The 23,061-nt window shown below is 23.7% G+C and carries 20 protein-coding genes and 2 tRNA genes; 13 read left to right on the top strand and 9 right to left on the bottom strand.

Going from position 1 to position 23,061, the window contains the following annotated elements; genetic code table 11:
- Window positions 1-8: 8 nt before the first annotated feature.
- Window positions 9-1,211: an ABC transporter permease gene (locus tag H0H44_RS02995; RefSeq protein WP_185871634.1), complete on the top strand. Its 1,203-nt coding sequence runs from the start codon at window positions 9-11 to the stop codon at window positions 1,209-1,211.
- Here the strand turns inward: H0H44_RS02995 and H0H44_RS02990 are convergent.
- Both H0H44_RS02990 and H0H44_RS02985 read right to left on the bottom strand, forming a co-directional pair.
- Window positions 1,202-2,122 (bottom strand): ribonuclease Z, encoded by a 921-nt coding sequence (locus tag H0H44_RS02990; protein ID WP_185871633.1) that lies wholly within the window; start codon window positions 2,120-2,122, stop codon window positions 1,202-1,204. The genes H0H44_RS02995 and H0H44_RS02990 overlap by 10 nt on opposite strands.
- Window positions 2,123-2,197: 75 nt before the next feature.
- Window positions 2,198-3,013 (bottom strand): CPBP family glutamic-type intramembrane protease, encoded by an 816-nt coding sequence (locus H0H44_RS02985; RefSeq protein WP_185871632.1) that lies wholly within the window; start codon window positions 3,011-3,013, stop codon window positions 2,198-2,200.
- A gap of 180 nt (window positions 3,014-3,193) precedes the next feature.
- Here H0H44_RS02985 and H0H44_RS02980 point away from each other — a divergent pair, with 180 nt between their 5' ends.
- Window positions 3,194-4,360 (top strand): M14 family zinc carboxypeptidase, encoded by a 1,167-nt coding sequence (locus H0H44_RS02980; RefSeq protein ID WP_185871631.1) that lies wholly within the window; start codon window positions 3,194-3,196, stop codon window positions 4,358-4,360.
- A 1-nt stretch (window position 4,361) separates the two neighbouring features.
- Here the strand turns inward: H0H44_RS02980 and rpmH are convergent, their stop codons facing one another.
- Window positions 4,362-4,511 (bottom strand): 50S ribosomal protein L34, encoded by a 150-nt coding sequence (gene rpmH / locus H0H44_RS02975; RefSeq protein ID WP_185871630.1) that lies wholly within the window; start codon window positions 4,509-4,511, stop codon window positions 4,362-4,364.
- A gap of 277 nt (window positions 4,512-4,788) precedes the next feature.
- On the opposite strand from rpmH, the gene fabZ reads away from it, so the two are divergent.
- From fabZ to gap, 6 genes are all read left to right on the top strand, one after another.
- Window positions 4,789-6,066 (top strand): 3-hydroxyacyl-ACP dehydratase FabZ, encoded by a 1,278-nt coding sequence (fabZ, locus tag H0H44_RS02970; RefSeq protein WP_185871629.1) that lies wholly within the window; start codon window positions 4,789-4,791, stop codon window positions 6,064-6,066.
- Window positions 6,067-6,481: 415 nt separating this feature from the next.
- Window positions 6,482-7,357, top strand: a complete 876-nt coding sequence (sucD, locus tag H0H44_RS02965; RefSeq protein WP_185871628.1) for a succinate--CoA ligase subunit alpha — start codon at window positions 6,482-6,484, stop codon at window positions 7,355-7,357.
- Between the two features lie 41 nt (window positions 7,358-7,398).
- Window positions 7,399-7,968 (top strand): aminoacyl-tRNA hydrolase, encoded by a 570-nt coding sequence (pth, locus tag H0H44_RS02960; protein WP_238786131.1) that lies wholly within the window; start codon window positions 7,399-7,401, stop codon window positions 7,966-7,968.
- Window positions 7,959-8,031 (top strand) — tRNA-Arg (locus tag H0H44_RS02955). The genes pth and H0H44_RS02955 overlap by 10 nt, the downstream gene beginning before the upstream one ends.
- Window positions 8,032-8,062: 31 nt before the next feature.
- Window positions 8,063-9,856 carry a translation elongation factor 4 gene (lepA, locus tag H0H44_RS02950; RefSeq protein WP_185871958.1) on the top strand — a complete coding sequence of 598 codons (1,794 nt, stop codon included), beginning with the start codon at window positions 8,063-8,065 and terminating at the stop codon, window positions 9,854-9,856.
- 32 nt (window positions 9,857-9,888) lie between these two features.
- The gene (gene gap, locus H0H44_RS02945; RefSeq protein WP_185871627.1) at window positions 9,889-10,896 is read left to right on the top strand and encodes a type I glyceraldehyde-3-phosphate dehydrogenase; all 1,008 of its coding nucleotides are present in this window, start codon (window positions 9,889-9,891) and stop codon (window positions 10,894-10,896) included.
- Window positions 10,897-10,919: 23 nt separating this feature from the next.
- On the opposite strand, the gene H0H44_RS02940 is transcribed toward gap, so the two are convergent.
- Window positions 10,920-11,354 (bottom strand): type I restriction enzyme HsdR N-terminal domain-containing protein, encoded by a 435-nt coding sequence (locus H0H44_RS02940; RefSeq protein WP_185871626.1) that lies wholly within the window; start codon window positions 11,352-11,354, stop codon window positions 10,920-10,922.
- Window positions 11,355-11,419: 65 nt separating this feature from the next.
- Here H0H44_RS02940 and trxB point away from each other — a divergent pair, with 65 nt between their 5' ends.
- Window positions 11,420-12,367: a thioredoxin-disulfide reductase gene (trxB, locus tag H0H44_RS02935; protein WP_185871625.1), complete on the top strand. Its 948-nt coding sequence runs from the start codon at window positions 11,420-11,422 to the stop codon at window positions 12,365-12,367.
- Window positions 12,368-12,373: 6 nt separating this feature from the next.
- Window positions 12,374-13,816 carry a glycine--tRNA ligase gene (locus H0H44_RS02930; protein ID WP_185871624.1) on the top strand — a complete coding sequence of 481 codons (1,443 nt, stop codon included), beginning with the start codon at window positions 12,374-12,376 and terminating at the stop codon, window positions 13,814-13,816.
- Here H0H44_RS02930 and pheT read toward each other — a convergent pair whose 3' ends face one another.
- The 3 genes from pheT to H0H44_RS02915 all read right to left on the bottom strand — a co-directional run bounded on the left by pheT (window position 13,817) and on the right by H0H44_RS02915 (window position 17,136).
- Window positions 13,817-15,883, bottom strand: coding sequence for a phenylalanine--tRNA ligase subunit beta (pheT, locus tag H0H44_RS02925; protein WP_185871623.1), 2,067 nt, complete (start codon window positions 15,881-15,883; stop codon window positions 13,817-13,819).
- Entirely contained in the window at window positions 15,880-17,043 is a 1,164-nt protein-coding gene (locus H0H44_RS02920) for a DNA polymerase III subunit beta (RefSeq protein WP_185871622.1), read from the bottom strand. Before H0H44_RS02920 ends, pheT begins: the two co-directional genes overlap by 4 nt.
- A gap of 19 nt (window positions 17,044-17,062) precedes the next feature.
- Window positions 17,063-17,136: transfer RNA gene (locus H0H44_RS02915), tRNA-Met, on the bottom strand.
- 53 nt (window positions 17,137-17,189) lie between these two features.
- Here H0H44_RS02915 and pdxH point away from each other — a divergent pair.
- The gene (gene pdxH / locus H0H44_RS02910) at window positions 17,190-17,843 is read left to right on the top strand and encodes a pyridoxamine 5'-phosphate oxidase (RefSeq protein WP_185871621.1); all 654 of its coding nucleotides are present in this window, start codon (window positions 17,190-17,192) and stop codon (window positions 17,841-17,843) included.
- 77 nt (window positions 17,844-17,920) lie between these two features.
- Here pdxH and H0H44_RS02905 read toward each other — a convergent pair whose 3' ends face one another.
- Entirely contained in the window at window positions 17,921-18,187 is a 267-nt protein-coding gene (locus H0H44_RS02905) for an HU family DNA-binding protein (RefSeq protein ID WP_185871620.1), read from the bottom strand.
- Between the two features lie 95 nt (window positions 18,188-18,282).
- A complete protein-coding gene (fmt, locus tag H0H44_RS02900) occupies window positions 18,283-19,251 on the bottom strand; it encodes a methionyl-tRNA formyltransferase (protein WP_185871619.1) in 969 nt (322 codons plus the stop codon).
- Between the two features lie 136 nt (window positions 19,252-19,387).
- Here fmt and H0H44_RS02895 point away from each other — a divergent pair, with 136 nt between their 5' ends.
- The gene (locus tag H0H44_RS02895; RefSeq protein ID WP_012821710.1) at window positions 19,388-19,621 is read left to right on the top strand and encodes a DUF2795 domain-containing protein; all 234 of its coding nucleotides are present in this window, start codon (window positions 19,388-19,390) and stop codon (window positions 19,619-19,621) included.
- Window positions 19,622-19,660: 39 nt separating this feature from the next.
- On the top strand, window positions 19,661-22,960 hold the full coding sequence (gene secA / locus H0H44_RS02890; protein ID WP_185871618.1) for a preprotein translocase subunit SecA: 3,300 nt from the start codon (window positions 19,661-19,663) through the stop codon (window positions 22,958-22,960).
- The last annotated feature ends 101 nt before the right edge of the window (window positions 22,961-23,061 follow it).

Genomic DNA, 23,061 nt, shown 5'->3' with positions numbered 1-23,061 from the left:
AATAGTTTTTGAAAACTTCTTTTTATATATCTATACGTTATTTTTTTTCTAAGAAAAGGACTAATCTTGTTAATATTATTGTTTTTTTATCAATTTTATCTATTAGTGTAACCACATTTTCTTTATCCACAATTTTATTTGTTTTTTCTGGATTAAAAGACTTAAATAAAAAATTTTATCAAAATTATTATCCTGATATTACTATTTCTTATTCAAATGAAAAAAATGTTTTTACTGATAATAATGTTGTAAAACAAGTGAGAACTATAAAAGAAATTATAGCTTATTCTAGGACTACCGAAAAAAAAGTTATTTTTCGTTATAATAATCATGAATATTTCCTCTTTTTAAAAGGAGTAGATAATGAGTATGAGAAAGTAATGGAAAAATTTAAAAAAATAAGTTTTAAAAAAAATAAATTTAATCATTTAAATATATATGTTGAATGGAATTCTATGGTTTCATATTTTCCAATGTTTTTTCATGTTCTTGATACCCCTTTACAAATACTTATTTTTGATTGCAAAAAAAATAAAAAAAATATTTTAGTTTTTCTTTTTATAAAAAAGAAGGTTTCAATAAAAGGAGTTTTTCATTTTATAACTAAAATGGATAAACAATATTTATTTTGTGATTTATCCGAATTTCAAAACGTAATGAAAAAAAAATTTTTTCACACATTAGAAATCAGAATTGATGATAAAGCTAATATAGGAAAAGTTAAAAATGTTTTAAAAAAAAAGTTAGGTCCAAAATTTAATATAATAACACGTGAAGAAAGAAGGAGAGTTTTTTATAAAATTCTGAATACAGAAAAAGTATTTATATATTTTTTATTTACATTAATGATGTTAATCATTGGATTTAGTTTATTTAGTGCTATTTTTATTTTACAATTAGATAAAATAAAAGAACTTTTTACATTATGGAATATGGGTTTTTCTTTGAATAAAATTAAGATGATATTTTTATATATAGGATTAATGATTAATATTTTTGGTTGTTTAATTGGTTTATTTATATCTTATATTGTTTGTTTCCTACAAACAAAATATAAAATATTTAAAATAGATAAAACAATAGCTTTTCCTGTTAAAATTACAATAGAAGATTCTTATATGGTTGCATGTCTAATTTTATTAATAGGATCAATCATCTCTCTTTTTTCCTTAAAAAGAATTCAGAATATGATTTTTTACTATTATAAATGATATTTCTTAAGAGGTTCAGATGTTTCCACATTAAAAAATATTTCTTTTGCTTCTTTTTCAAATTCCTTAATATTAGGAAATCTATTGGAATAATGTCCTAATAATAGTTTTTTAACTTTTGCTTTTTTAGCTATGTATGCTGCCTGGTTTGCTGTAGAATGACCTGTATGAATAGCTCTGTTTTCTTCTTCTTTTAGAAATGTGGATTCGTGATATAATAAATCTACATATTTTATATGTTCGACTATAGGTAAATAAAAAGATGTGTCTGAACAAAAAGCGTAAGATAATATTTTAGGAGGATCAAATGTCAATTGACAATTGGATATGATTTCTCCATTTTTAGTTTTAAAATCTTTTCCTGATTTTAAATCAGGATAGTCTTTGATTTTAATCTCTGGTATTTTTTTAATTTCTTCTATATTTAATTTTCTATTACTGGGTTTTTCTCTAAAAAGAAATCCATTCGTATAAATTCTATGTTTCAATGGAATGGAAAAAACTTCTATTTCTTTATTTTCCATAATTTTTTCCAATTTACTGGATGATAATTCTATATGATCTATACAATATTTAAGTTTGGTATAAGACCATTTAAAATGAACATCTATAATTTCTTTTAAACCTTTTGGAGCATAAATATTTACTGATTTTTCTCTACCTAATAAATGAAAAGTGGATAGTAATCCAATAAGTCCAAAAAAATGATCTCCATGTAAATGAGATATAAATATGTGTATTATTTTATTAAATTTTATTTTTGCTTTTCTTAATTGAACTTGCGTTCCTTCACCACAATCAATAAGAAAGGAAAAACCTTTCATTTCCAATATTTGAGCAGTAGGATGAAATTTTTTATTTGCGGGTATAGAAGAATGACACCCTAAAATAGTTAATGAAGACTTTTTCATTATAAAAAGAATTTTTCAAAGAATTTTATAGTTTATGTTTATAACTGATTTTTTTTATAATCTTTATAAAAATGTTTAATCTTGTTTTTTTATATTTTCCTTTTTCTTTTTTAAAAGAAAAATACTTCCACTAATTATTATAATAAAAGATGTTATTAAAATCAATCCAAAATCTGTATTTACTCCTTCTTTCGATAAAAGAGAATCCTCATTTTTCATAAATAAAAACATAGTAAATATAGCAAATGCATTATTAAAAACATGCAATAATATACAGTTTATAATAGAAGAAGTTATAAAATAAATAAATCCTATAAAACTACCAATAATGAGTCCTCCTACAAATTGCCATGGATTCATATGAGTTAATCCAAATAGAAATGAAGAAAATAAAATTGCTTTTATAGGATGAATTTTATTTTTTAACATTCCATTCAAAATAATACCTCTAAAAAGAACTTCTTCGCATATAGGAGCTAACAATATTGTAGTAGAAAAAAAAGGAATTGGATTTTTAATTTCTTCTCTCAGAAACTCTTCAATTTCCTTATACATATTCCCTAGTATGGGCCCTTCTCTTGGAACTAATGAAGAAAAGAATTCATTGATAATAATCATACAAAACATCATACAAAAAATAATAAAATAAATATACCATGGAGATAATTTCATGGATAAATCTATAATAAGGTTTTTTTTTTGAGTTTGATGAGATATAAAAATAAATAAAAAAATAAAAGGAAAAGTATATGATATTGAAAATATCATACTTTCAGGTAAATTAATATAAATCAATAATTTTCTAAGAATAACATTAAAAAAGTTTAATGCAACAAATCCCACTATTAATAAAATCGATTCGATATAGCTTATTTTAAAATAATTTTTCATAATAAATATTGAAAATTCGTTTTTATTTTTTGTTTTATAATTTTGTTATTTATTGTTTTCATTATTATTTATTTTTATAATAAAATATTTTTCATTTAATGAAAAATAAAATAATTTTCATATATATACACAAAGTCATAATCATAAATAAAATTTTATAAGAAAATCAAATAATCAATTATGTTGTGTTTCGATATTCTATCATTATATCAAAGTTATGAATCTTTTAAAGATAGAAGAATTAGTAGTTCAAAAATTTTTATACATTCTGATTTATTAAAAATCATGAATAAGTATAAAGATATATGCTCTATTATTCCTATAGGATTTTCTATAGAAAAAAGAGAAATTTTCAAAATAAAATGGGGTATGGGGAAAATAAAAATATTCATTTGGTCTCAAATGCATGGAAATGAAACAACTGGAACAAAATCTATGTTTGATATTTTTCATTTTTTTTTATTAAAAAAAAATTGTGATTTAGTTAAATTCTTAAAAAAAAAATTAACTATTTTTTTTATTCCAATGTTAAATCCTGATGGATCAGAGATTTTTCAAAGAAGAAATGCTGTAAATATAGATTTAAATAGGGATGCAATTCGTTTACAATCTCCAGAAACAAAAATTTTATTTCAAGAAATAGAGAAAAACAAACCTGATATTTTATTTAATTTACATGATCAAAGAAGCATTTATAATGTTGGTTATAAAAGTTTTAATCCTGCTATTTTATCTTTTCTATCTCCTTCTATATCTATAAAAAAAGATGTTTTTACTATAAGTAGGAAAAAATCTATGGGAGTAATAAACTTTATTGTAGAAAAAATTCATAAAATTTTGCCTGATATAGGATCAATAGGAAGATTTTCTGATGAATTATACCCTACAGCAACTGGAGATAATTTACAAAAATTAGGTTATCCTTGTGTTTTAATTGAGTCAGGTAATTATCCTAAAGATTTTCATAAAGAAATTATTAGAAAATATAGTGTATTATCTATTATAACAGGAATTTATTTTGTTTCTGCTATAGAAAATATTGAAACAGATTATAAATCTTATTTTTCTATTCCGAAAAATAAAAATATATTATTAGATAAAATATATAGAAAAGTACAAGTATATAAAAATGAAACTAAACTTTTAGTAGATATAGGGTTAATGAACTTTGAAAAGTTTGATATATTGAAAAAAAATATTTCTATTTTTACTAAAATAGTGGATATAGGAGATTTATCCGATTATTTTGCTTACGAAGAACTTATCGTAAAGGGTAAAAAATTTTATGGAGAAAAAGGAGAAAGATTTCCTAAAATTGGAAGTATGGAGTATTTTAAAATTTTATAATTTATTTTTTAAAATAAGAAACAGAAAGTTTTTTTCTTCCTTTTTTTCTTCTTCTAGAGATAATTATTCGACCTGTTTTTGTGTTCATTCGTTTCATAAATCCATGAACATTTACTTTTCTTCTATTTGAAGGTTGATAAGTTCTTTTCATAATATTTTATAATTTTCTGTTTTTTTTCTTTTTTAAGAATTTTTTTTTGAAAGGATAAAAAAAATAGTATCAACATGCCAATAATAAAACCTGTAAAAAAGAAAATTATACGTCTTGAAAAGTTCATGGTACAATACCAAAAAAAAAACACACGAAAATAATTTACATAAATTTTTTATTTTTTTTATGATATTTTTTGTCAAATTTATTTATATATCTAGTATGATTGATTTTATTAATTAAAAGTTTAATTCTATAATTAGAGAATATTATTTATATGCTTGAAAAGCAAAAAACTATTAAAGAAAAAATTTCTTTACAAGGATTTGGGTTATATACTAAAAAAAAAGTAACTATTACTTTGAATCCAGCTCCAGTTCATACTGGTTTTATTTTCATTAGAACAGATATAAAAGAAAAACCTTGGGTTAAGGTTCATTATTCTTTTATGATAAAAGGAAGCATAGATAAAGGTATTGTTTTGGAAAATAATGGGTTTAAGATTTATACCATTGAACATATTTTGGCTGCTTTGACAGGTATGGATTTAGATAATATGATTATAGAATTAGATAATGTTGAAATCCCTATTATGGACGGTTCTTCTAAGTTTTTTGTAGAAGCTATTCAAAAAGTAGGAATAATAGAACAAAACGAAATAAGAAAATATTATTCTGTAACAAAAGTAATTTCCTATGAAAATACAAAAACAGGGGGTGAAATTATAGCGTTTCCTTATAAAAAATTTGAAATTATGATTGTTATAGATTTTAATAAAAATCATGCAAAAAATGCTATTTTTAAGCATGTGTATCAATTTCAAAAAATTGCAAGTTCAAAAATTTTTTGCTTACTTTGTTTACAAAAAAACGAACAAAAAAAAGAAATTAATTCTTATTATCAATATAATAAGACGTTCAACGAAATCACGAAGCATCTTCTTTTAGATATTATAGGTTTCTTAACTTTAATGGGAATCAAGATAAAAGGTAAATTCATTTTTTATAATCCAGATAATTATATTATTATGCAATTTTTAAAGGAGTTAATGAATAAAATTCAAACATTTAAAAAAAATGATATTTCTGAATTTGATTTAAAAAAGAAACCTCTTTTAGATATAAAAAATATTATGAAAATTCTACCTCACAAACCTCCATTTTTGTTGGTAGATAAAATTATAGATTTAACAGAAAATAGTATTGTAGGAGTTAAAAATGTGACCATGAATGAATCTTTTTTTATAGGACATTTTCCTAGAGAACCAATTATGCCTGGGGTATTACAAATAGAAGCTATAGCACAAGTTGGAGGAATCCTTATTTTGAATAAACTAAGTCACCCTAAATTATATTCTACTTATTTATTAAAAATAGACAAAGTAAAGTTTAAACAAAAAATAGTTCCTGGAGATATGATTATTTTTCAAGTTCATTTATTAGAATCCATGAGAAGAGGAATTGTCCATATGAAAGGTATGGGTTATGTTAATAATAAACTTGTAGTAGAAGCAGAAGTTGTTGCAAAAGTAGTTAAAAACTGTGAAAAATTTTAAATTTATAAAAAAAAAGGCTGGGAATATTTAACTATCTAAAAAATATATCCTTTTTTAAGGAAAACTGAAAAAATTTAGTAATAGGTCGTATTATTAAAAAATAATTTTTTACCAAAAAAAATTTGAAATAAATATTCATATAATTTTAAAGTACCTATTTTTCTCATATTAAAAGAAAAAAATTTTTTCTTTTTAAGAACTCCTTTTACAGTATTACAATGAATTGAATAATAATAAATTGTTCTTAAGGAATTAAATTATTGTATACTTTTCTTTTATTTTTTTTATTTTAATCAAGAATAAGGAGATTAAAAAATAAATACAAAACAGAAAATGGATCTTAGGGATAATTAGTAGTATAAAAAATTTAAAAGATAAAATTTAATTCATTTGATATAAAATTAATTTAAAAGTTATGAGTATTTTGATAGATAAAAACACTAAAGTCCTTGTACAAGGTTTGACTGGTAAAGAAGGGTTATTTCATACTAAACAAATGATAAATTACGGAACAACTATAGTAGGGGGTATAACTCCGGGAAAAGGAGGTGAAATATATTTAGGAATTCCTATTTTTAATACTATGGAAGAAGCAATAAATCATACAGATGGAAATGTAAGCGTTATTTTTGTTCCTCCTGCTTTTGCTTCTGATGCAATTTTAGAATCTATTTATGTGAATATACAAATTATTGTGTGTATAACAGAAGGAATTCCTGTTTCAGATATGATTCGGATTAAACATTTTTTGAAAGGGAAAAAATCTTGTTTAATAGGACCAAATTGTCCTGGAGTTATTTCTACGGAAAAATCTAAAGTAGGAATAATGCCTAATTCAGTTTTTAAAAAGAAAGGAAATGTAGGAATTATCTCTAGATCAGGAACTCTAACTTATGAAGCGGCATCCCAAATTGTAAAATTTGGCTATGGAATTTCTACTGCTATTGGAATAGGTGGAGATTCTATTATTGGAATCAGTGTAAAAGAAATTATGAAATTATTTTTACATGATTCAGAAACAGAATGTATTGTTATGATTGGAGAAATAGGAGGGAAATTAGAAATAGAAGCCTCCGAATGGATATATAAATTAAAAAATAAAAAACCGGTGATAGGTTTTATAGCTGGGCAAACAGCTCCAAAAGGAAAAACAATGGGTCATGCTGGAGCTATTATAGAAAAAAAAATAGAGACAGCACAAGAAAAAATGAAAATCATGGAAAAAAATGGAATACATATTGTGCAATCACCAGATAATATAGGTGAATCTGTATATGAAGTTCTTCGTTAAATAAATATTATACAAAAAAAATAGAAAACATAGAAAAATTTTTGATAGTTGGATTAGGAAATCCAGGGTATTTATATGAAAAAACTAGACATAATTTAGGTTTTATAATTTTGGATCAAATGTCTAAAAAATATTTTTTCTCTTTTTCAAAAAAAAAGTTAGGTTTTATTTCTGAATTTAAATATAAGAATAAATTGATTTTTTTTTTGAAACCTTCTACTTATATGAATCATAGTGGAATTTCTATTAAATATTGGATGAATAAAAAAAAAATTACATTAACAAATATTCTTGTGATATCCGACGATATTTATTTAGACTTTGGTAATTTTCGTCTTAGAGGACAGGGAGGAAGTGGAGGACATAATGGTTTAAAAAATGTGGAAAAAGAAATAGGAACATCTTATTATGCACGTCTTCGTTTTGGTATTAAAAAAAATCATTATGACTTTGATAAGAAAAAAGATTCTTATGTATTGGGTAATTGGAAAAATGAAGAAATAAATGATTTATTTACCAAATTAGATGTAGGTATAAAAATAATACTTTCATTTATAGAAAATGGACTGCTTAAAACAATGAATATGTTTAATCGTCATAAAGCCTTGTAGTTTAATAGGATAGAATATAGGATTCCGATTCCTATGGTATGGGTTCGATTCCCTTCAAGGTTATTTTATTATTTTAAATTTTCAAATAATCATGATTCATTATATTCGTAATTTTTGTATTATAGCACATATAGATCACGGAAAAAGCACGTTAGCTGATCGGTTATTAGAATTCACTAAAACAGTTTCGAAAAAAAAACGAAATCAATTATTGGATGATATGGATTTAGAAAGAGAACGTGGAATAACCATTAAAAGTCATGCTGTTCAAATGGAATATAAATATAAGAATAAAATATATATTTTGAACCTTATAGATACACCTGGACATGTTGATTTTTCGTATGAAGTATCTCGTTCTATTGCAGCTTGTGAAGGAGCCCTATTAGTTGTTGATTGTACGAAGAGTGTACAAGCACAAACTATATCTAATCTTTCTTTGGCATTAAAAAATCATTTAGTTATTATTCCAATTTTAAATAAAATAGATTTATGTGATTCCATTTCGGAAAATGTCATAAAAGAAATTGTGGAATTAGTAGGATGTGAAAAAAAAGATATTATTTCCGTTAGTGCTAAAAATGGATTAGGAATTGATAATGTTTTAAATAAAATAGTAACACGTATTCCTGCTCCAAAAGGAGATCCAAAAGCTCCTTTACAAGCACTCATTTTTGATTCATTATACAATCCATTTAGAGGAATAGAAGCGTTTTTTAGAATAAAAAATGGTTTTATCCGAAAAGGACAAGAATTACAATTTATGTCTACAGGAAAAATTTATTCTGCTTGTGAGATAGGTACGTTGAAACTTCAACGTGTTTCAAAGAATCAAATTAATACAGGAGATGTTGGATATGTTGTATCCGGTATCAAAAATACAAAAGAAATAAAAGTAGGAGATACAATAACAGATGCTAAAAACCCAGCTAAGAAAGCAATACAAAAATTTAAGGAATTTAAACCTATGGTTTTTGCTAGTATTTACCCTGTTACTTCTGATAAATATGAAGAATTACGTTCTTCGATAGAAAAATTGCAATTAAATGATGCTGCGCTTTCTTTTAGTCCTGAATCTTCTACTGCATTAGGTTTTGGTTTTCATTGTGGATTTTTAGGGTTACTTCATATGGAAATAGTGAAAGATCGTTTAGAACGTGAATATAATGTTTCTGTAATACTTACTATTCCTAGTGTTTCCTATAGAATTTATAAAAAAAATGATCAAAAAGTTTTAATTATTAATAATCCTTCTGATTTTCCAGAAATAGAAAAATTGAAAAAAATAGAAGAACCATATGTTTTAGTTTCTATTATAACTAAAGATGTTTACATAGGTAACATCATATCATTATGTATTGAAAAAAGAGGAAGTATGGTAGGGAATCATAATTATATGACTTCAAAAAGAATTAAAATTATGTTTGAAATTCCTTTATCGGAAATTATATTTGACTTTTATGATAAGTTAAAAACTATTTCTAATGGATATGCGTCTTTTGATTATAATTTTGTTGGTTATAAAGATTCGGATTTAAAAAAAATTACTGTATTGATTAATTATGAAAAAATAGAAGCTTTATCTCTTTTAGTTCATAAAACAAAAGTTTTTTTTGTGGCTAAAAAAGTGTGTCAAGAATTATCTGTCTTAATTCCAAGACATCAATTTAGTATTCCTATTCAAGTTTCTGTATCTGGAAAAATTATAGCAAGAGAAACTATTAAGGCTTTAAGAAAAAATGTTACGGAAAAATGTTATGGAGGTGATATTACTAGAAAAAGAAAACTTTTAGAAAAACAAAAAAGAGGAAAGAAAAAAATGCGTCAGATAGGAAAAGTTGAAATACCATCATCTGCTTTTATGGCTTTTTTGAAAGTTAAAAATTAATTTTACAAGAAATAAAAATAAATATTTTTAATATGTCTATTAAAATAGGAATTAATGGAATTGGAAGAATAGGAAAACTAGTTTTATTGAATGCTTTAAACAGAAATAATATTGAAGTAATATCTATAAATGATTTAGTATCTATAGAATATTTGGCATATATGTTAAAATACGATTCTGTTCATGGTAATTTGAAAGGAAATATTCGCATTGAAGATAAAAATTATCTAATATTAAATGAAAAACGAATAAAGGTAAGTAACGAAAAAAATCCGGAGAAACTAAATTGGAAAAATCTAAATATAGAATATGTTGTTGAGTCTACTGGTTTATTTTTGACTAAAAATTCAGCTAATGCTCATTTAAAATCAGGAGCTAAAAAAGTGATTTTATCAGCACCTCCTAAAGATGATATACCCATGTTTGTTATGGGTGTAAATCATAAAGATTTGAAAAAAAATCAGAATATTGTATCTAATGCTTCTTGTACTACAAATTGTATGGCTCCAATTGTTAAAGTTTTGAATGATAATTTTGGAATATCTGAGGGGTTGATGACGACTATACATGCTTCAACTGCAACTCAAAAAGTTGTTGATTCTGTTTCTTATAGAGATTGGAGGGGTGGAAGATCTTCATTGGTTAATATAATTCCATCCTCAACAGGAGCGGCTAATGCAGTAGGAAAAATTATTCCTAGTTTAAATGGTAAATTAACAGGAATGGCTTTTAGAGTACCTGTAGCAGATGTTTCCGTTTTGGATTTTACGGTTAAATTAAAAAATAATACTAATTTTGAAAGAATTAAGTTTTGTTTGAAACAAGCTTCTGAAACTACATTAAAAGGAATATTAGGATATACAGAAGATCCAGTTGTTTCTACTGATTTTTTGGGAGATGCAAGAATTTCTATTTTTGACGCAAATTCTAGTATTATGTTGAATTCCAATTTTTTAAAAATAGTTTCTTGGTATGATAATGAAATTGGTTATTCTACAAAATTATTAGATCTTATTGATTATATGCATTCTTTAGGATAAAAACTAATTAGAATTTTTTATGTTTATGGAATTTTTTTTAGAAAAAAAAATTTTTTTTTGTATTTATCAATTTGAAAAATAAAATTTTTTACTCCATTACTTACCATTAAAAATGGAGCTTTTACAGTTTGATTATATATAGAAATTTGATCGAAAGTTTTTTGTGTAATGGAAATTTTGGGAGTTTTACATTCAATAAGTATATGTGGTTTTTTTTTAAGTTGAACTAGAATATCTAATCGTTTATTTAGCTTATTTATTTTTAAAGGATATTCCACCCATATATTAGAATTTTTATAGTTTTTCAATTTTTTTAATAAAAAAATTATATATTGACGTATTACTTCTTCTTGAGTAAAAAGATAAAATTTTTTTCTGATTACGCAAAATATATAAACTTTATTCTTTATTTTTTTCAAAAATAAATGTTTTTTTATAAAAGAGATTAAGCAATTCATAATGCCATAATTTATTAATTAATAAAAATTAAAAATTTTTTCTAAATAAAGAAATAAATATTTTTATGTTATTCAAAAAAAAAATACAAAATTGTGTAATTATTGGGTCTGGTCCTGCTGGTTATTCTGCCGCTGTGTATACGGCAAGAGCTAATATGAATCCAGTTCTTTTTACTGGACTTCAACCTGGAGGACAGTTGACTACTACAAGTGATGTGGATAATTATCTTGGATTTCCAAAAGGAATTAACGGAAATGATCTAATGAATAATTGTGATAAGCAAGCAAGACGTTTTCATACTAAAATAATAAACGAATCAGTAAGCCGTGTGGTTTTATCTAATAAAGAAGGAGGTATACATTATATTTTTTTTGGAGAAAAAAAATGTATAAAAAGTAGGGGAGTGATTATAGCTACAGGTTCTACCCCTAAATTTTTAGGAAAAAACAAAGAAAAGAAATTCATTGGACTAGGAGTTTCTTTTTGTGCTACTTGTGATGGTTTTTTTCATAAAGAAAAAGATGTAGCAGTAATAGGAGGAGGAGATTCTGCTTTAGAAGCAGCAAATTATTTGTCAAAAATTTGTAAAAGAGTATATTTAATAGTTAGAAAAGATCATTTTAAAGCATCAAAAATCTTGCAATATCATATTTCAAAAAAAAATAATATTAATGTTTTATTCTGTACTAATATCACAGATATTGTTGGAAATGATTTTCTAGAAGGTATTAAAATCATTAATTCAAAAAATAAAACGAATAAAACTATTTTAATTAGTGGTTTATTTATTACTATTGGACATATTCCTAATACAGAAATATTTAAAAATGAATTAGATTTAGATGAAAAAGGTTATATTATTGTACAAAAAGGAAAAACAACAACAAATAAACCAGGAGTTTTTGCTGCAGGAGATGTACAAGATCCTAATTATCGTCAAGCTATAACTTCCGCTGGAACTGGATGTATGGCTGCATTAGATTTGGAAAAATATTTATCTTTATGTGTATAGTAAAATATGAAAAAATATAATCATTTTTTTGATTTTTTAATTTCTCATGCAAAAATTTATGGTTTTATTTTTCCTTCTAGCGAAATATATGGAGGATTGAATGCTATTTATGATTATGGGCCATATGGAGTTGAGTTAAAAAATAATATAAAAGAATTTTGGTGGAAGTCTATGACTCAACTTCATGAAAATATAGTAGGATTGGATTCTTCTATACTTATGCATTCCGATGTTTGGTATGCATCTGGTCATGTAGATAAATTTAACGAATTATTAATTGATAATAAAGATTCTAAAAAAAGATATCGTCCTGAAATTTTGATCCAAGAATATGTGGAAAAAAATTTTTTAGATGATCCTAAAAAAAAAGAGAAAACATTATCTCGTTTGTCTCAATCTTTAAAAAAAAAGGATTTTTTAGATATAAGAGTTTTAATTGATGAATTATGTATTTGTGATCCTGTATTTAAAACAAAGAATTGGACAGAAATTCGTCATTTTAATATGATGTTTGAAATAAAAAATGAAAAAAATTTATTTCTTCGTCCTGAAACAGCTCAAGGTATATTTTCAAATTTTTATAATGTTATAAAATCTAATAGAATGAAAATTCCATTTGGAATTGCTCAAATAGGAAAATCATTTAGAAATGAAATTTTTGCAAGAAAATTTTTGTTTAGAATGCGTGAATTTGAACAAATGGAAATGCAATTTTTTATTCTTCCTGAAGAAGAAATTAAATGGTATGAATATTGGAAAAATTCTAGATTGAAATGGCATTTAGAATTAAATTTAGGAGATAAAAAATCCTATAGATTATCTGATCATGATCATTTAGCTCATTATGCAAGTGCAGGTTCAGATATAGAATTTCATTTTCCTTTTGGATTTAAAGAAATAGAAGGAATTCATTCTCGTAGGGATTTTGATTTAAAAAGTCATGAATTTTTTTCTAAAAAAAAATTAAGAGTTTTTGAATTGAAAAAAAATTATATTCCTTATGTTATAGAAACATCATTAGGATTAGACCGTTTTTTTTTGGCTATATTTTCTTCTTCCTTAAAAAAAGAAAAATTGGAAAACGGAACTATACGTGTAGTCTTGAAACTTCCTTATTATTTATCTCCAGTTAAAGCTGCTATATTTCCATTAGTTAAAAAAGATGGATTACCAGAAATAGCGAAAAAAATATTTAATGATATAAAAATTTGTCATCGATTGATTTATGATGAAAAAAAATCTATTGGAAAATTATATAGAAGACAAGACGCTATAGGAACACCATTTTGTTTTACTATAGATTATGATACTATAAAAACACATACAGTAACAATGAGAAATAGAGATAGCATGAAACAAAAAAGAATTCATGTAAAAGAAATATCTAAAATTATAGAAAAAGAAACTGGATTAAAAAAAATTTTGAAAAAACTATCTTATTCTATATAATTATGTTTTTTTTCTTATCTCAGCTTTTAATTCTTTTTTTAAAAAAAATTCAATTTCTTTCATTGAGATATTAATAATTTTATTAGTTAATGTTTTTTTTTCACTTTCAAAGAAAAAACTTACAGTATAAGATTTCTTTGAAACAGGTAAATTTTCTCCTTCATACAAATCATATATTTTAATTTTTTTAATTATATGATTTTCTTTTTTTTTGATTAATTGATTCATTTTTTCAAATGAAACAGTTTTATCTACTAATAACGATAAATCTCTTCTTGAACTAGGATATTTTGAAAATGGAATATAAGTTATTTTCTTTTTTTGAATTATAGATACTAGATATTTCCAATCGATTTCCGCATAAAATATTTCATTTTTTTTTAAAATAATTTTTTTAAATTTTCCTAGTTCGACTAATTTTTTTTGATTATATAGTATAGAAATACCGTTTTCCAATAACGGATGTTTAGAAAGTATTTGAGTATAATTGCATATTCCGCTTTTTTGAAAAATTTGTTCAATAACTCCTTTTAGATAAAAAAAAGGATAATTTTTCGATCCAATTTTGTTTTTTTCTGATATGCTTATTCCAAGGTAAGTTTTTTCTAAGAATTTTCTATTGTTTTTGTAATAGACTTTTCCTAATTCAAAAAATTTTATAATTGAGTCAGTTCTATTATTATTATAATTGTATTTTATACAATCTATCATACTAAATAATAAGCTAGAACGCATAATTTTATGATTATGATTTATTGGGTTGAGAACTTTAATTTCTTTTCTGTTAAAAAAAGAATTGAATAAAGAAGAATATTTATCTTCATTTACCATAGTGGAAGAAATAATTTCTTGAAAACCATAACAAACTAGTTGTTCAAAAAGTATTTTTTGTATCTCATATTCTGTTTTGTAAAAACACTTGTGAAGTGTAGGTATTTTCATTTTATTATATACCGTAATTTGGTGAATTCCATAAATCCGTAAAATTTCTTCAATAACATCTATTTCTCTTTTAACATCTGTTCTATAGGAAGGAACACTGATAAATAAATATTTATCATTTTCATATAGAATTATTATTTCCAATAATAATAAAATTTTTTTTATTTTTTTTTTCGATATTTTTTTGCCTATAGTATTTATGATTTTATTATAACGAAGTTTTATTTTCGGTAAAGATGTAGGATTGGGATAAAAATCAATAATTTTAGAATATTCTATTTTATTATTCATTATTTCTTTTATAAGAAAAACTGTTCTTTGTAAAGCGTTTACTGTTTGGTTAGGATCATTTTCTTTTTCAAAAAGATGTTGTGTTTCTATTTTGATAGAATGTCTTTTTATTATATCTCTAATAATATTGGAATGAAAACAAGCACTTCCAATAAAAATATTTTTTGTTTTCATATTTATGCTGGATATAGGGTTATTGATTATTCCAGCTATGGATAATGGTTTTACACTATCATAAATAACTAAATCTTTTTCATTAAGTTTTAATCTAATATTATTTGATAATTGAAAATCTGTACCTTTTTCCGCATTTTTTATTATGATTTTTTTACCTTCTATTTTATCCATATCAAATATATGTATAGGTTGGCCCAATTCATACATAACAAAATTTATTGTATCTATTATATTATTTATAGATTTTATTCCTATAGATTTTAATCTAGATATTAACCAATATGGAGATGGTTTTGTTTTTATTTTAGAAATTAATATTCCAGAATATCTTATATATTTTTCGTTTTTTTTCATAAAAATATGAATATCAGATTGATTACATAAATCGTCAGTTTTATCTTTATTGATAATTGGTTTTAATAAATGAACTTTATATCCACGAAATTTTAAAACAGTATATAAATCACGTGCAACACCATAATGACTCATGGCATCTGTTCGATTTGGTGTAATTTCTATATCTAGAATAAAATCTTTATTTATACTAAATACTTTTTTTGTTGTTAATCCAATATCAGTCAGTATATTGGATATTTCATTTTCACTTATTTCAAGAGGAAATACATATTTTTTTATCCAATTTAATGATATTTTCATGTTTTTATTGTAGACATAATCAATATAAAAATTGATTCTTCTTTTTTTTGTTTGTATAATGGTTTTAAAATTCCCATTTTATGATGTAGTTCAAAATACACAAAATCTTCATTTAAAGAAGATAGAATTTCAATTAAAAATTTGGTATTAAAGCCTATTTTAATCTTTTTAAGATCATCAAAAATTACTTTACATTCTATTTTTGATTCTAAAATAGAATTATCATTATCAATAGTATTTTGATTACAAATGTTTAATTTATTATGATTAATATGAAAATCAATAAAAAAATATTTTTTAGAAAGAATAGAAAACCTTTTAATAGCATTTAATAATAAAAATTTATTGATAATAAAAGAGGCATGATGTTTTTTATTATAAGAAATAATAGAATGATAATTTGGATACTTTTTATTTATTGATTGACATAAAAAAATGTGATTTTTAAAGTGAAAAAAAATATGATTATTGAATTTTTTAATAATAATCATATTTTTTTTCTTTTCATTTCTTATAAATTCTTTTTTTATAATTTCTTTAATTATGTTTAAATGTTTTCTAGATACAATAAATTGAAAATTTTTATTTGTTCTTAAATTTTTTATAGTATATTTAATTAGTTTGTAAGTATCTGTTGCTATGAAGTTTGCTTTATTAGTTAAAAACTGAAAAAATACTCCATTTAATATAGGATTCCATTTATTATCTCCAGTGGCAAATAAAGTTTTATCTAATATTTTTAAAAAAATACTTGAAAATAAAGAAATTTTTATACTACTAATACTGATTTTAGTAAGGATATTATCATAATGTGAGTCATAATAAAAAGTAGGAACTTCATAAACACCCTGTTTAGAATGAATGCTCAATGTCTTTTTTTTATTTTTTTTCAGAAAAAGTCTTTCATTTTGGAATGTACTCAGAATATCTATCATAAATTTTATGGATATAGTTACTTTTTCTTCTTTAGTATATTCCTCAACATTTATATCTATAAATGTATAAATTAGATTTTTTGAATCTAAACCCCATATAATTTTTAATTTATTTTTTTTCGAAATTTCAAAAGTAATTAAATTTGATAAATTATTAATATTTATGATTTTATATAAAATATGTAATTTTCTTAATAGAGAATAATTAAAAACAGAAAAGTACATTTATGATAATTCATTTTTGTAGCGTGAGGGGGATTTGAACCCCCGACCTCTGGGTTATGAATCCAACGCTCTAACCAACTGAGCTATCACGCCTAAAATAATAAAAGAATTGATAATAAAGTTAGTATATTTTTATAAATAATATCATGATTATTGATTTAAGTAAATTAAGAAAAAATTATAATACAAGAAACTCTTTATTAGAATCTGATGTTCCAAAAAAACCTATTCATTTGTTTGATAATTGGTTTCAACAAGAAAAATATTTTCATAAAAAAGATGAAGAAGTTAATGCTATGTCTATTTCTACTATAGGTAAAGATGGATGTCCAGAAACTAGAATTGTTTTATTAAAAGAATATTCAGAAAGTGGATTTATTTTTTATACAAATTATTATAGCTTAAAAGGAAGAGCAATTCAAAATATACCAAAAGTATGTATTTCTTTTTATTGGAAAAATACGGATAGACAGATTATTATTAAAGGAATAACATCAAAAATTCCAAGAAAAAAATCAGATAATTATTTTCATAACAGACCTAGAGAAAATAAAATTGGAAGTTGGACCTCTAGACAAAGTATGATTCTTTCATCTAAAAATCATTTATTAAAACAATATAAAAAATGGAATGATTTTTTTCGAAAAAAGATTGTCAAACGTCCTTTTGATTGGGGTGGGTATATTATTAAACCATACAAAATGGAATTCTGGCAGGGTCAACCTAATAGATTACATGACAGACTTGTTTATTTTTTAGAAGAAAAAAACAAATGGATTTTATATAGATTTTATCCATAATAAATAATCTTAGATTATAAAGAAAAGATAAAGTTTATTTAAACTTTATCTTTTCTTCTTCTTTTTCTTTTTAAGAATCACAATTTTGATAATTCTGCTCCTATTTTAAATTTAGCTACCTTTTTTCCTGGAATATGTATTTTTTTTCCTGTCCTAGGATTGACTCCGTTTCTGGGATGCCTTTCTATTACAGAAAAGGTTCCAAATCCGACAAGAGTTACCTTATTTCCTTTTTTTAAGGATTCAATCACTGTTTCAATAAAGGCATCTGTAACATTTTTAGCTTTTATTTTTGTTATTCCAGTTTTTTCAGCTATTGAATTAACCAATTCTGTTTTATTCATGAATAATGTATTTAATTTTAGTTAATTAGGAAATTATTTTCTAGTTAATAATAGAAATAACAAATATATATATAAAGGATAAATGACTGAAATTTTTATTGAACGAAAAGATTTTTTCTTATTTTCAGTCCGTTAATCAAATTTTTAATATTCATTTTTTTTTTTCCTTCTATCTGTCCTTCAATAATAGATATAAAACCTTCTTTAACAGATATATTCATTTTGTTTAATGAAAAAATAAATATGGATCCAATTGGAAAAGTATGTGTTTTATATATTTTTTTAGCGATAAAAATTTTAAATCTAAAAAATTTTTTTTCATTAAAAAATAACAATGTCCATGCTGTAGGATAAGGACTTAATCCTCTTATTTTGTTATAAATCGATTCTATCGATAGAGTTTTCCATTGTATTCTACAATCTTTTTTATATATTTTTGGTGCACATTTTAATAAAGAAAAATCAATATTTTTTTGAGGAATAGGTTTTATTTTATTATTTATAATATTTTCTAAAGTTTTAATAACTATAGAGCCACTAATTTTTTTTAATCTTTTTTCTAATTCTCCTGCAGTTTCTTCTTTCTTTATTTGAATTTTTTTTTGTAAAAGTATTTTTCCAAAATCTATTTTTTCTTCTATAAAAAAAGTAGTCAATCCAGTTTTATCTTCTCCATTAATAATTACCCAATTAATAGGAGCAGCACCTCTATATTGTGGAAGTAGAGAAGCATGTAAATTGAAAGATCCCATTTTAGGAAGACTCCATACTTCTTTAGGTAGAAACCGGAAAGATACAACAATTTGTATATCAGCATTCCATGATTTTATATTTTCTAAAAAAAAAGAATTTTTAAGATTTACAGGTTGTAAAAAAGGAATATTATTTTCTAATGCATATATTTTTATAGGGGTAAATGCTTTTTTTCCTGATTTTTTAGAAAATGGATTATCAGGATTTGTAATTATTCCTACAATATTGTATTGTTTTAAATATAACTCTTTTAAAGAATGAAGAGAAAAATGATTTGAACCTATAAATACAATTCTTGGAAACTTTTTCATGCAATTTATTTGTAATTTAAATTCACTAATTTTATCTTGTAATTTTATATGAAAAAGTTCATTGATTTTTGAAAATCAAATATATAAAAATAAAATATCATTTTTATTATTTTTTAATAGTTAAAAATATCAATATATGTATTGGACTTTAGAATTAGCTTCTCATCTAGAAGATGCTCCTTGGCCTGCAACAAAAGAGGAATTAATTGATTTTGCTATTCGTACTGGAGCACCTTTAGAAGTTGTTGAAAATCTTCAACAATTAGAAAATGGAGAAGGAGAAGTTTTTGAATCTATAGAAGATATATGGGCAGATTATCCACGTGATGACGAAGATTTTTATTGGAACAGAGATGAATATGAACTTTAAATTGTTTATTTTTTTAACAGTTTTGATATATATTTTTTAATGAGTTTTATCAGAAATATTTTAAATAAGTTATTAATCAATAAAAATGATAGAGACCTAAAAGAGGTTAAAAAATTTTTACTTCAAATTAAAAAAGAAGAGAAAAAGATATTTTTGTTATCTGATGATGGATTAAGAAATAAAACTCAAGACTTAAAAAATATTATACAAAAATCTACAAAAAGATTTTATGATGAAGAACAAAATTTTTTGAAAGAAATAAAAGAAAAATTTTGTTCTGTTAATGTATTGGAAAACATATATTCAAGTATTGAAAATCTTAAAGAAGAATGTTATAAAGTAGAGCAAAAAGTATTAATAGATATTTTACCTCAAGCTTTCGTTATCATTAAAGAAACTACTAGACGTTTAAAAGAAGAAAAACAACTTGTTGTAAGTTCTACTTCTTTTGATAAAGAATTATCAAAAATAAAGTCTTATATCCATTTAAATGGAGATCAATCAATTTGGAAAAATGAGTGGAATGCACATGGAAAGAGTATAGTATGGGATATGGTACATTATGATGTTCAATTAATGGGGGGAGTCGTGTTACATCAGGGAAAGATAGCAGAGATGGCTACAGGAGAAGGAAAGACTTTTGTAGCAACTTTATCTGCTTATTTGAATGCTTTATCTGGAAGGGGTGTACATATTGTTACAGTAAATAATTATTTATCTAGAAGAGATACAAGTTGGATGGCTCCTTTAATGGAATTTCATGGGTTAAGAGTTGACTGTATTGATAATTACTCGTCTTCTGATGTATATATGCGAAGGAAAGCTTATCAAGCAGATATTACTTATGGAACTAATAATGAGTTTGGTTTCGATTATTTACGTGATAATATGGCTTCTTCTAAAGAGGATTTAGTTCAAAGAGAATTAAATTATGCTATTATAGATGAAATAGATTCTGTTTTGATAGATGAAGCACGTACTCCTTTAATTATATCGGGTCCTGTTGATTCTAAAAAAGATAATAAAGAAGAATTTGAATTATTTAAAGGAAAAGTAAAAATTTTGGTAAATAAACAAAATGTGATAGTTAATAATTTCTTATATGAAGCAAGAAATTTGATTAAAAATGGAGAAAAAAAATTAGGAGGTTTTAAATTATTTCAGGCATATCGTGGTTTACCGAAAAAAAAATCTTTGATAAAATTCTTGAGTGAAGATAATATTCGTTTGATTTTACAAAAAACTGAAAATCAATATTTTAAAGATCACGGAAGAGAAATGTATAAAGTGGATCAAGATCTTTATTTTGTTATTGATGAAAAAAATAACACTGTAGAATTAACAGATAAAGGAATTGAATTTTTATCGAAAAATGTGGAAGATATAAGTTTTTTTGTCTTACCGGATGTTAATCTAGAATTAACTGAATTAGAGAAAAAAAATTTTTCTAAGGAAAAAGAAATAAAAGAAAAGGAAGAACTTATGAAGAATTTCTATATCAAATCACAAAGAATTCATACTATAAATCAATTACTTAAAGCTTTCACTTTATTTGAAAAAAATATAGATTATGTTGTTTTAGGAGGAAAAGTGAAAATAGTAGATGAACAAACTGGTCGTATAATGGAAGGGAGACGTTATTCTGATGGATTACATCAAGCTATAGAAGCTAAAGAAGATGTTCAAGTAGAATCTTCCAGTCAGACTTTGGCTACGATAACTTTGCAAAATTATTTTAGAATGTATAGGAAAATATCTGGAATGACAGGAACAGCAGAAACAGAGTCTGGAGAATTTTGGCATATTTATAAGTTAGATGTAGTAATAATTCCTACACATAAGAAAATACAAAGAATAGATTTACAAGATCTTGTTTTTAAAACAAAACGAGAAAAGTATAATGCTGTCATAAAAAAAATTGTTTTTTTATCTAGAAATGAAAAACGACCTGTTCTTGTTGGAACTACTTCTGTTGAAGTTTCAGAATTTTTAAGTAGAGCTTTGAAATTTATGAAAATACCACATAATGTTTTAAATGCAAAATTACATGAAAAGGAAGCTGAAATCATAGCAAAAGCAGGTTTTCCTGGATCCGTAACTATAGCAACTAATATGGCTGGTCGTGGAACTGATATTAAAGTGTCAAAAGAAGTTATTGAAAATGGAGGATTGGCAGTTTTAGGAACTGAAAGACATGATTCTAGAAGAGTAGATAATCAATTAAGAGGTAGGTCAGGACGTCAAGGGGATCCAGGTAGTTCTCAATTTTATGTGTCTTTAGAAGATAATTTAATTCGTTTATTTATTAATTCAGAAAGACTTTCTAAATTAATGGACAGATTTGGACATAAGGAAGGAGATATTATACAACACCCTTTACTGACTAAATCTATTGAAAAAGCACAAAAAAAAATAGAGGATAATAATTTTAGTATACGAAAACGTTTATTAGACTATGATGATGTGATTAATAAACAGAGGGCTTTTATTTATAAAAAACGAAGAAATGCATTGTTTGGAAATGAATTAGGTTTAGATATTTCTAATATGGTTTATATTTTATTAGATATAATGATTACTGTAAACAAGTCTCTCAATGATTTTAAGAGTTTGGAATATGAATTCCTTCAAGTTTTTGGTATTAAATTTCCGATACAAGAAAATGAGTTTTTTTTATATAAAGAACATGATTGTGTTAGAAAATTACATGATATAATTCTTGATTTTTATGAGAAAAAGAAAATAAAAATGATTAATCATGATATAACACCTATTATATCTAATATTAATATTATAGATAAAAATAATCACGTATTTTATCAAATACGGATTATTTTAACAGATGGAAATCAAAATATAGTTTCTGTATCAAATTTACAAGAATTTTATAATACAAAAGGAAAATCTTTGTTATCCATGTTTGAAAAAAAGACTATATTATGTTTCGTGGATGAAAAATGGAAAGAACATTTACGTGAGATGGATAGTTTACGACATTCTGTACAGAATGCTGTTTTTGAACAAAAAGATCCTCTTATTGTTTATAAACAAAATGCTTTTAATTTATTTCAAGAAAGAGTTTATGAGATAAACAAAAAAATTATTTCTTTTTTGCTTAAATCCACTATTATAAGAGGAGATATTATGTGTTTTCCAAAACACAAAAATAATTTTAAAACAAATCTTTTGATGAAAAGAAAAGATAAAAAAAAATTAGGGAGAAATAATAGAATTAATATTCGTCATTTAATTACGGGAGAAACTAAAAATATTAAATTTAAACAAATAGAATTTTTTTTAGAAAAAGGAGAATGGACTATAGAGGATGATTCTTTTTAGTTAGCATTAATTAGAAAAAATAAAACGTATATTTTTTCTTATTATTTCATTTATTGTATTCTGTTATGTTGGAATAAGTTTTTCGTCGAAAAGAAAAAGTT

The sequence above is a fragment of the Blattabacterium cuenoti genome (assembly GCF_014252115.1).
Lineage (GTDB): Bacteria > Bacteroidota > Bacteroidia > Flavobacteriales > Blattabacteriaceae > Blattabacterium > Blattabacterium cuenoti_AK.
The sequence above is the reverse complement of the archived record's forward strand: the minus strand, read 5'-3'. Positions and strand labels throughout refer to the sequence as shown.

Coding starts and splice junctions, on each gene's coding strand:
- H0H44_RS02990 (WP_185871633.1), bottom strand. CDS start 2,122: ATGAAAAAGTCTTCATTAACTATTTTAGGGTGTCATTCTTCTATACCC.
- H0H44_RS02985 (WP_185871632.1), bottom strand. CDS start 3,013: ATGAAAAATTATTTTAAAATAAGCTATATCGAATCGATTTTATTAATA.
- H0H44_RS02980 (WP_185871631.1), top strand. CDS start 3,194: ATGTTGTGTTTCGATATTCTATCATTATATCAAAGTTATGAATCTTTT.
- rpmH (WP_185871630.1), bottom strand. CDS start 4,511: ATGAAAAGAACTTATCAACCTTCAAATAGAAGAAAAGTAAATGTTCAT.
- fabZ (WP_185871629.1), top strand. CDS start 4,789: ATGCTTGAAAAGCAAAAAACTATTAAAGAAAAAATTTCTTTACAAGGA.
- sucD (WP_185871628.1), top strand. CDS start 6,482: ATGAGTATTTTGATAGATAAAAACACTAAAGTCCTTGTACAAGGTTTG.
- gap (WP_185871627.1), top strand. CDS start 9,889: ATGTCTATTAAAATAGGAATTAATGGAATTGGAAGAATAGGAAAACTA.
- H0H44_RS02940 (WP_185871626.1), bottom strand. CDS start 11,354: ATGAATTGCTTAATCTCTTTTATAAAAAAACATTTATTTTTGAAAAAA.
- trxB (WP_185871625.1), top strand. CDS start 11,420: ATGTTATTCAAAAAAAAAATACAAAATTGTGTAATTATTGGGTCTGGT.
- H0H44_RS02930 (WP_185871624.1), top strand. CDS start 12,374: ATGAAAAAATATAATCATTTTTTTGATTTTTTAATTTCTCATGCAAAA.
- pheT (WP_185871623.1), bottom strand. CDS start 15,883: ATGAAAATATCATTAAATTGGATAAAAAAATATGTATTTCCTCTTGAA.
- H0H44_RS02920 (WP_185871622.1), bottom strand. CDS start 17,043: ATGTACTTTTCTGTTTTTAATTATTCTCTATTAAGAAAATTACATATT.
- pdxH (WP_185871621.1), top strand. CDS start 17,190: ATGATTATTGATTTAAGTAAATTAAGAAAAAATTATAATACAAGAAAC.
- H0H44_RS02905 (WP_185871620.1), bottom strand. CDS start 18,187: ATGAATAAAACAGAATTGGTTAATTCAATAGCTGAAAAAACTGGAATA.
- fmt (WP_185871619.1), bottom strand. CDS start 19,251: ATGAAAAAGTTTCCAAGAATTGTATTTATAGGTTCAAATCATTTTTCT.
- H0H44_RS02895 (WP_012821710.1), top strand. CDS start 19,388: ATGTATTGGACTTTAGAATTAGCTTCTCATCTAGAAGATGCTCCTTGG.
- secA (WP_185871618.1), top strand. CDS start 19,661: ATGAGTTTTATCAGAAATATTTTAAATAAGTTATTAATCAATAAAAAT.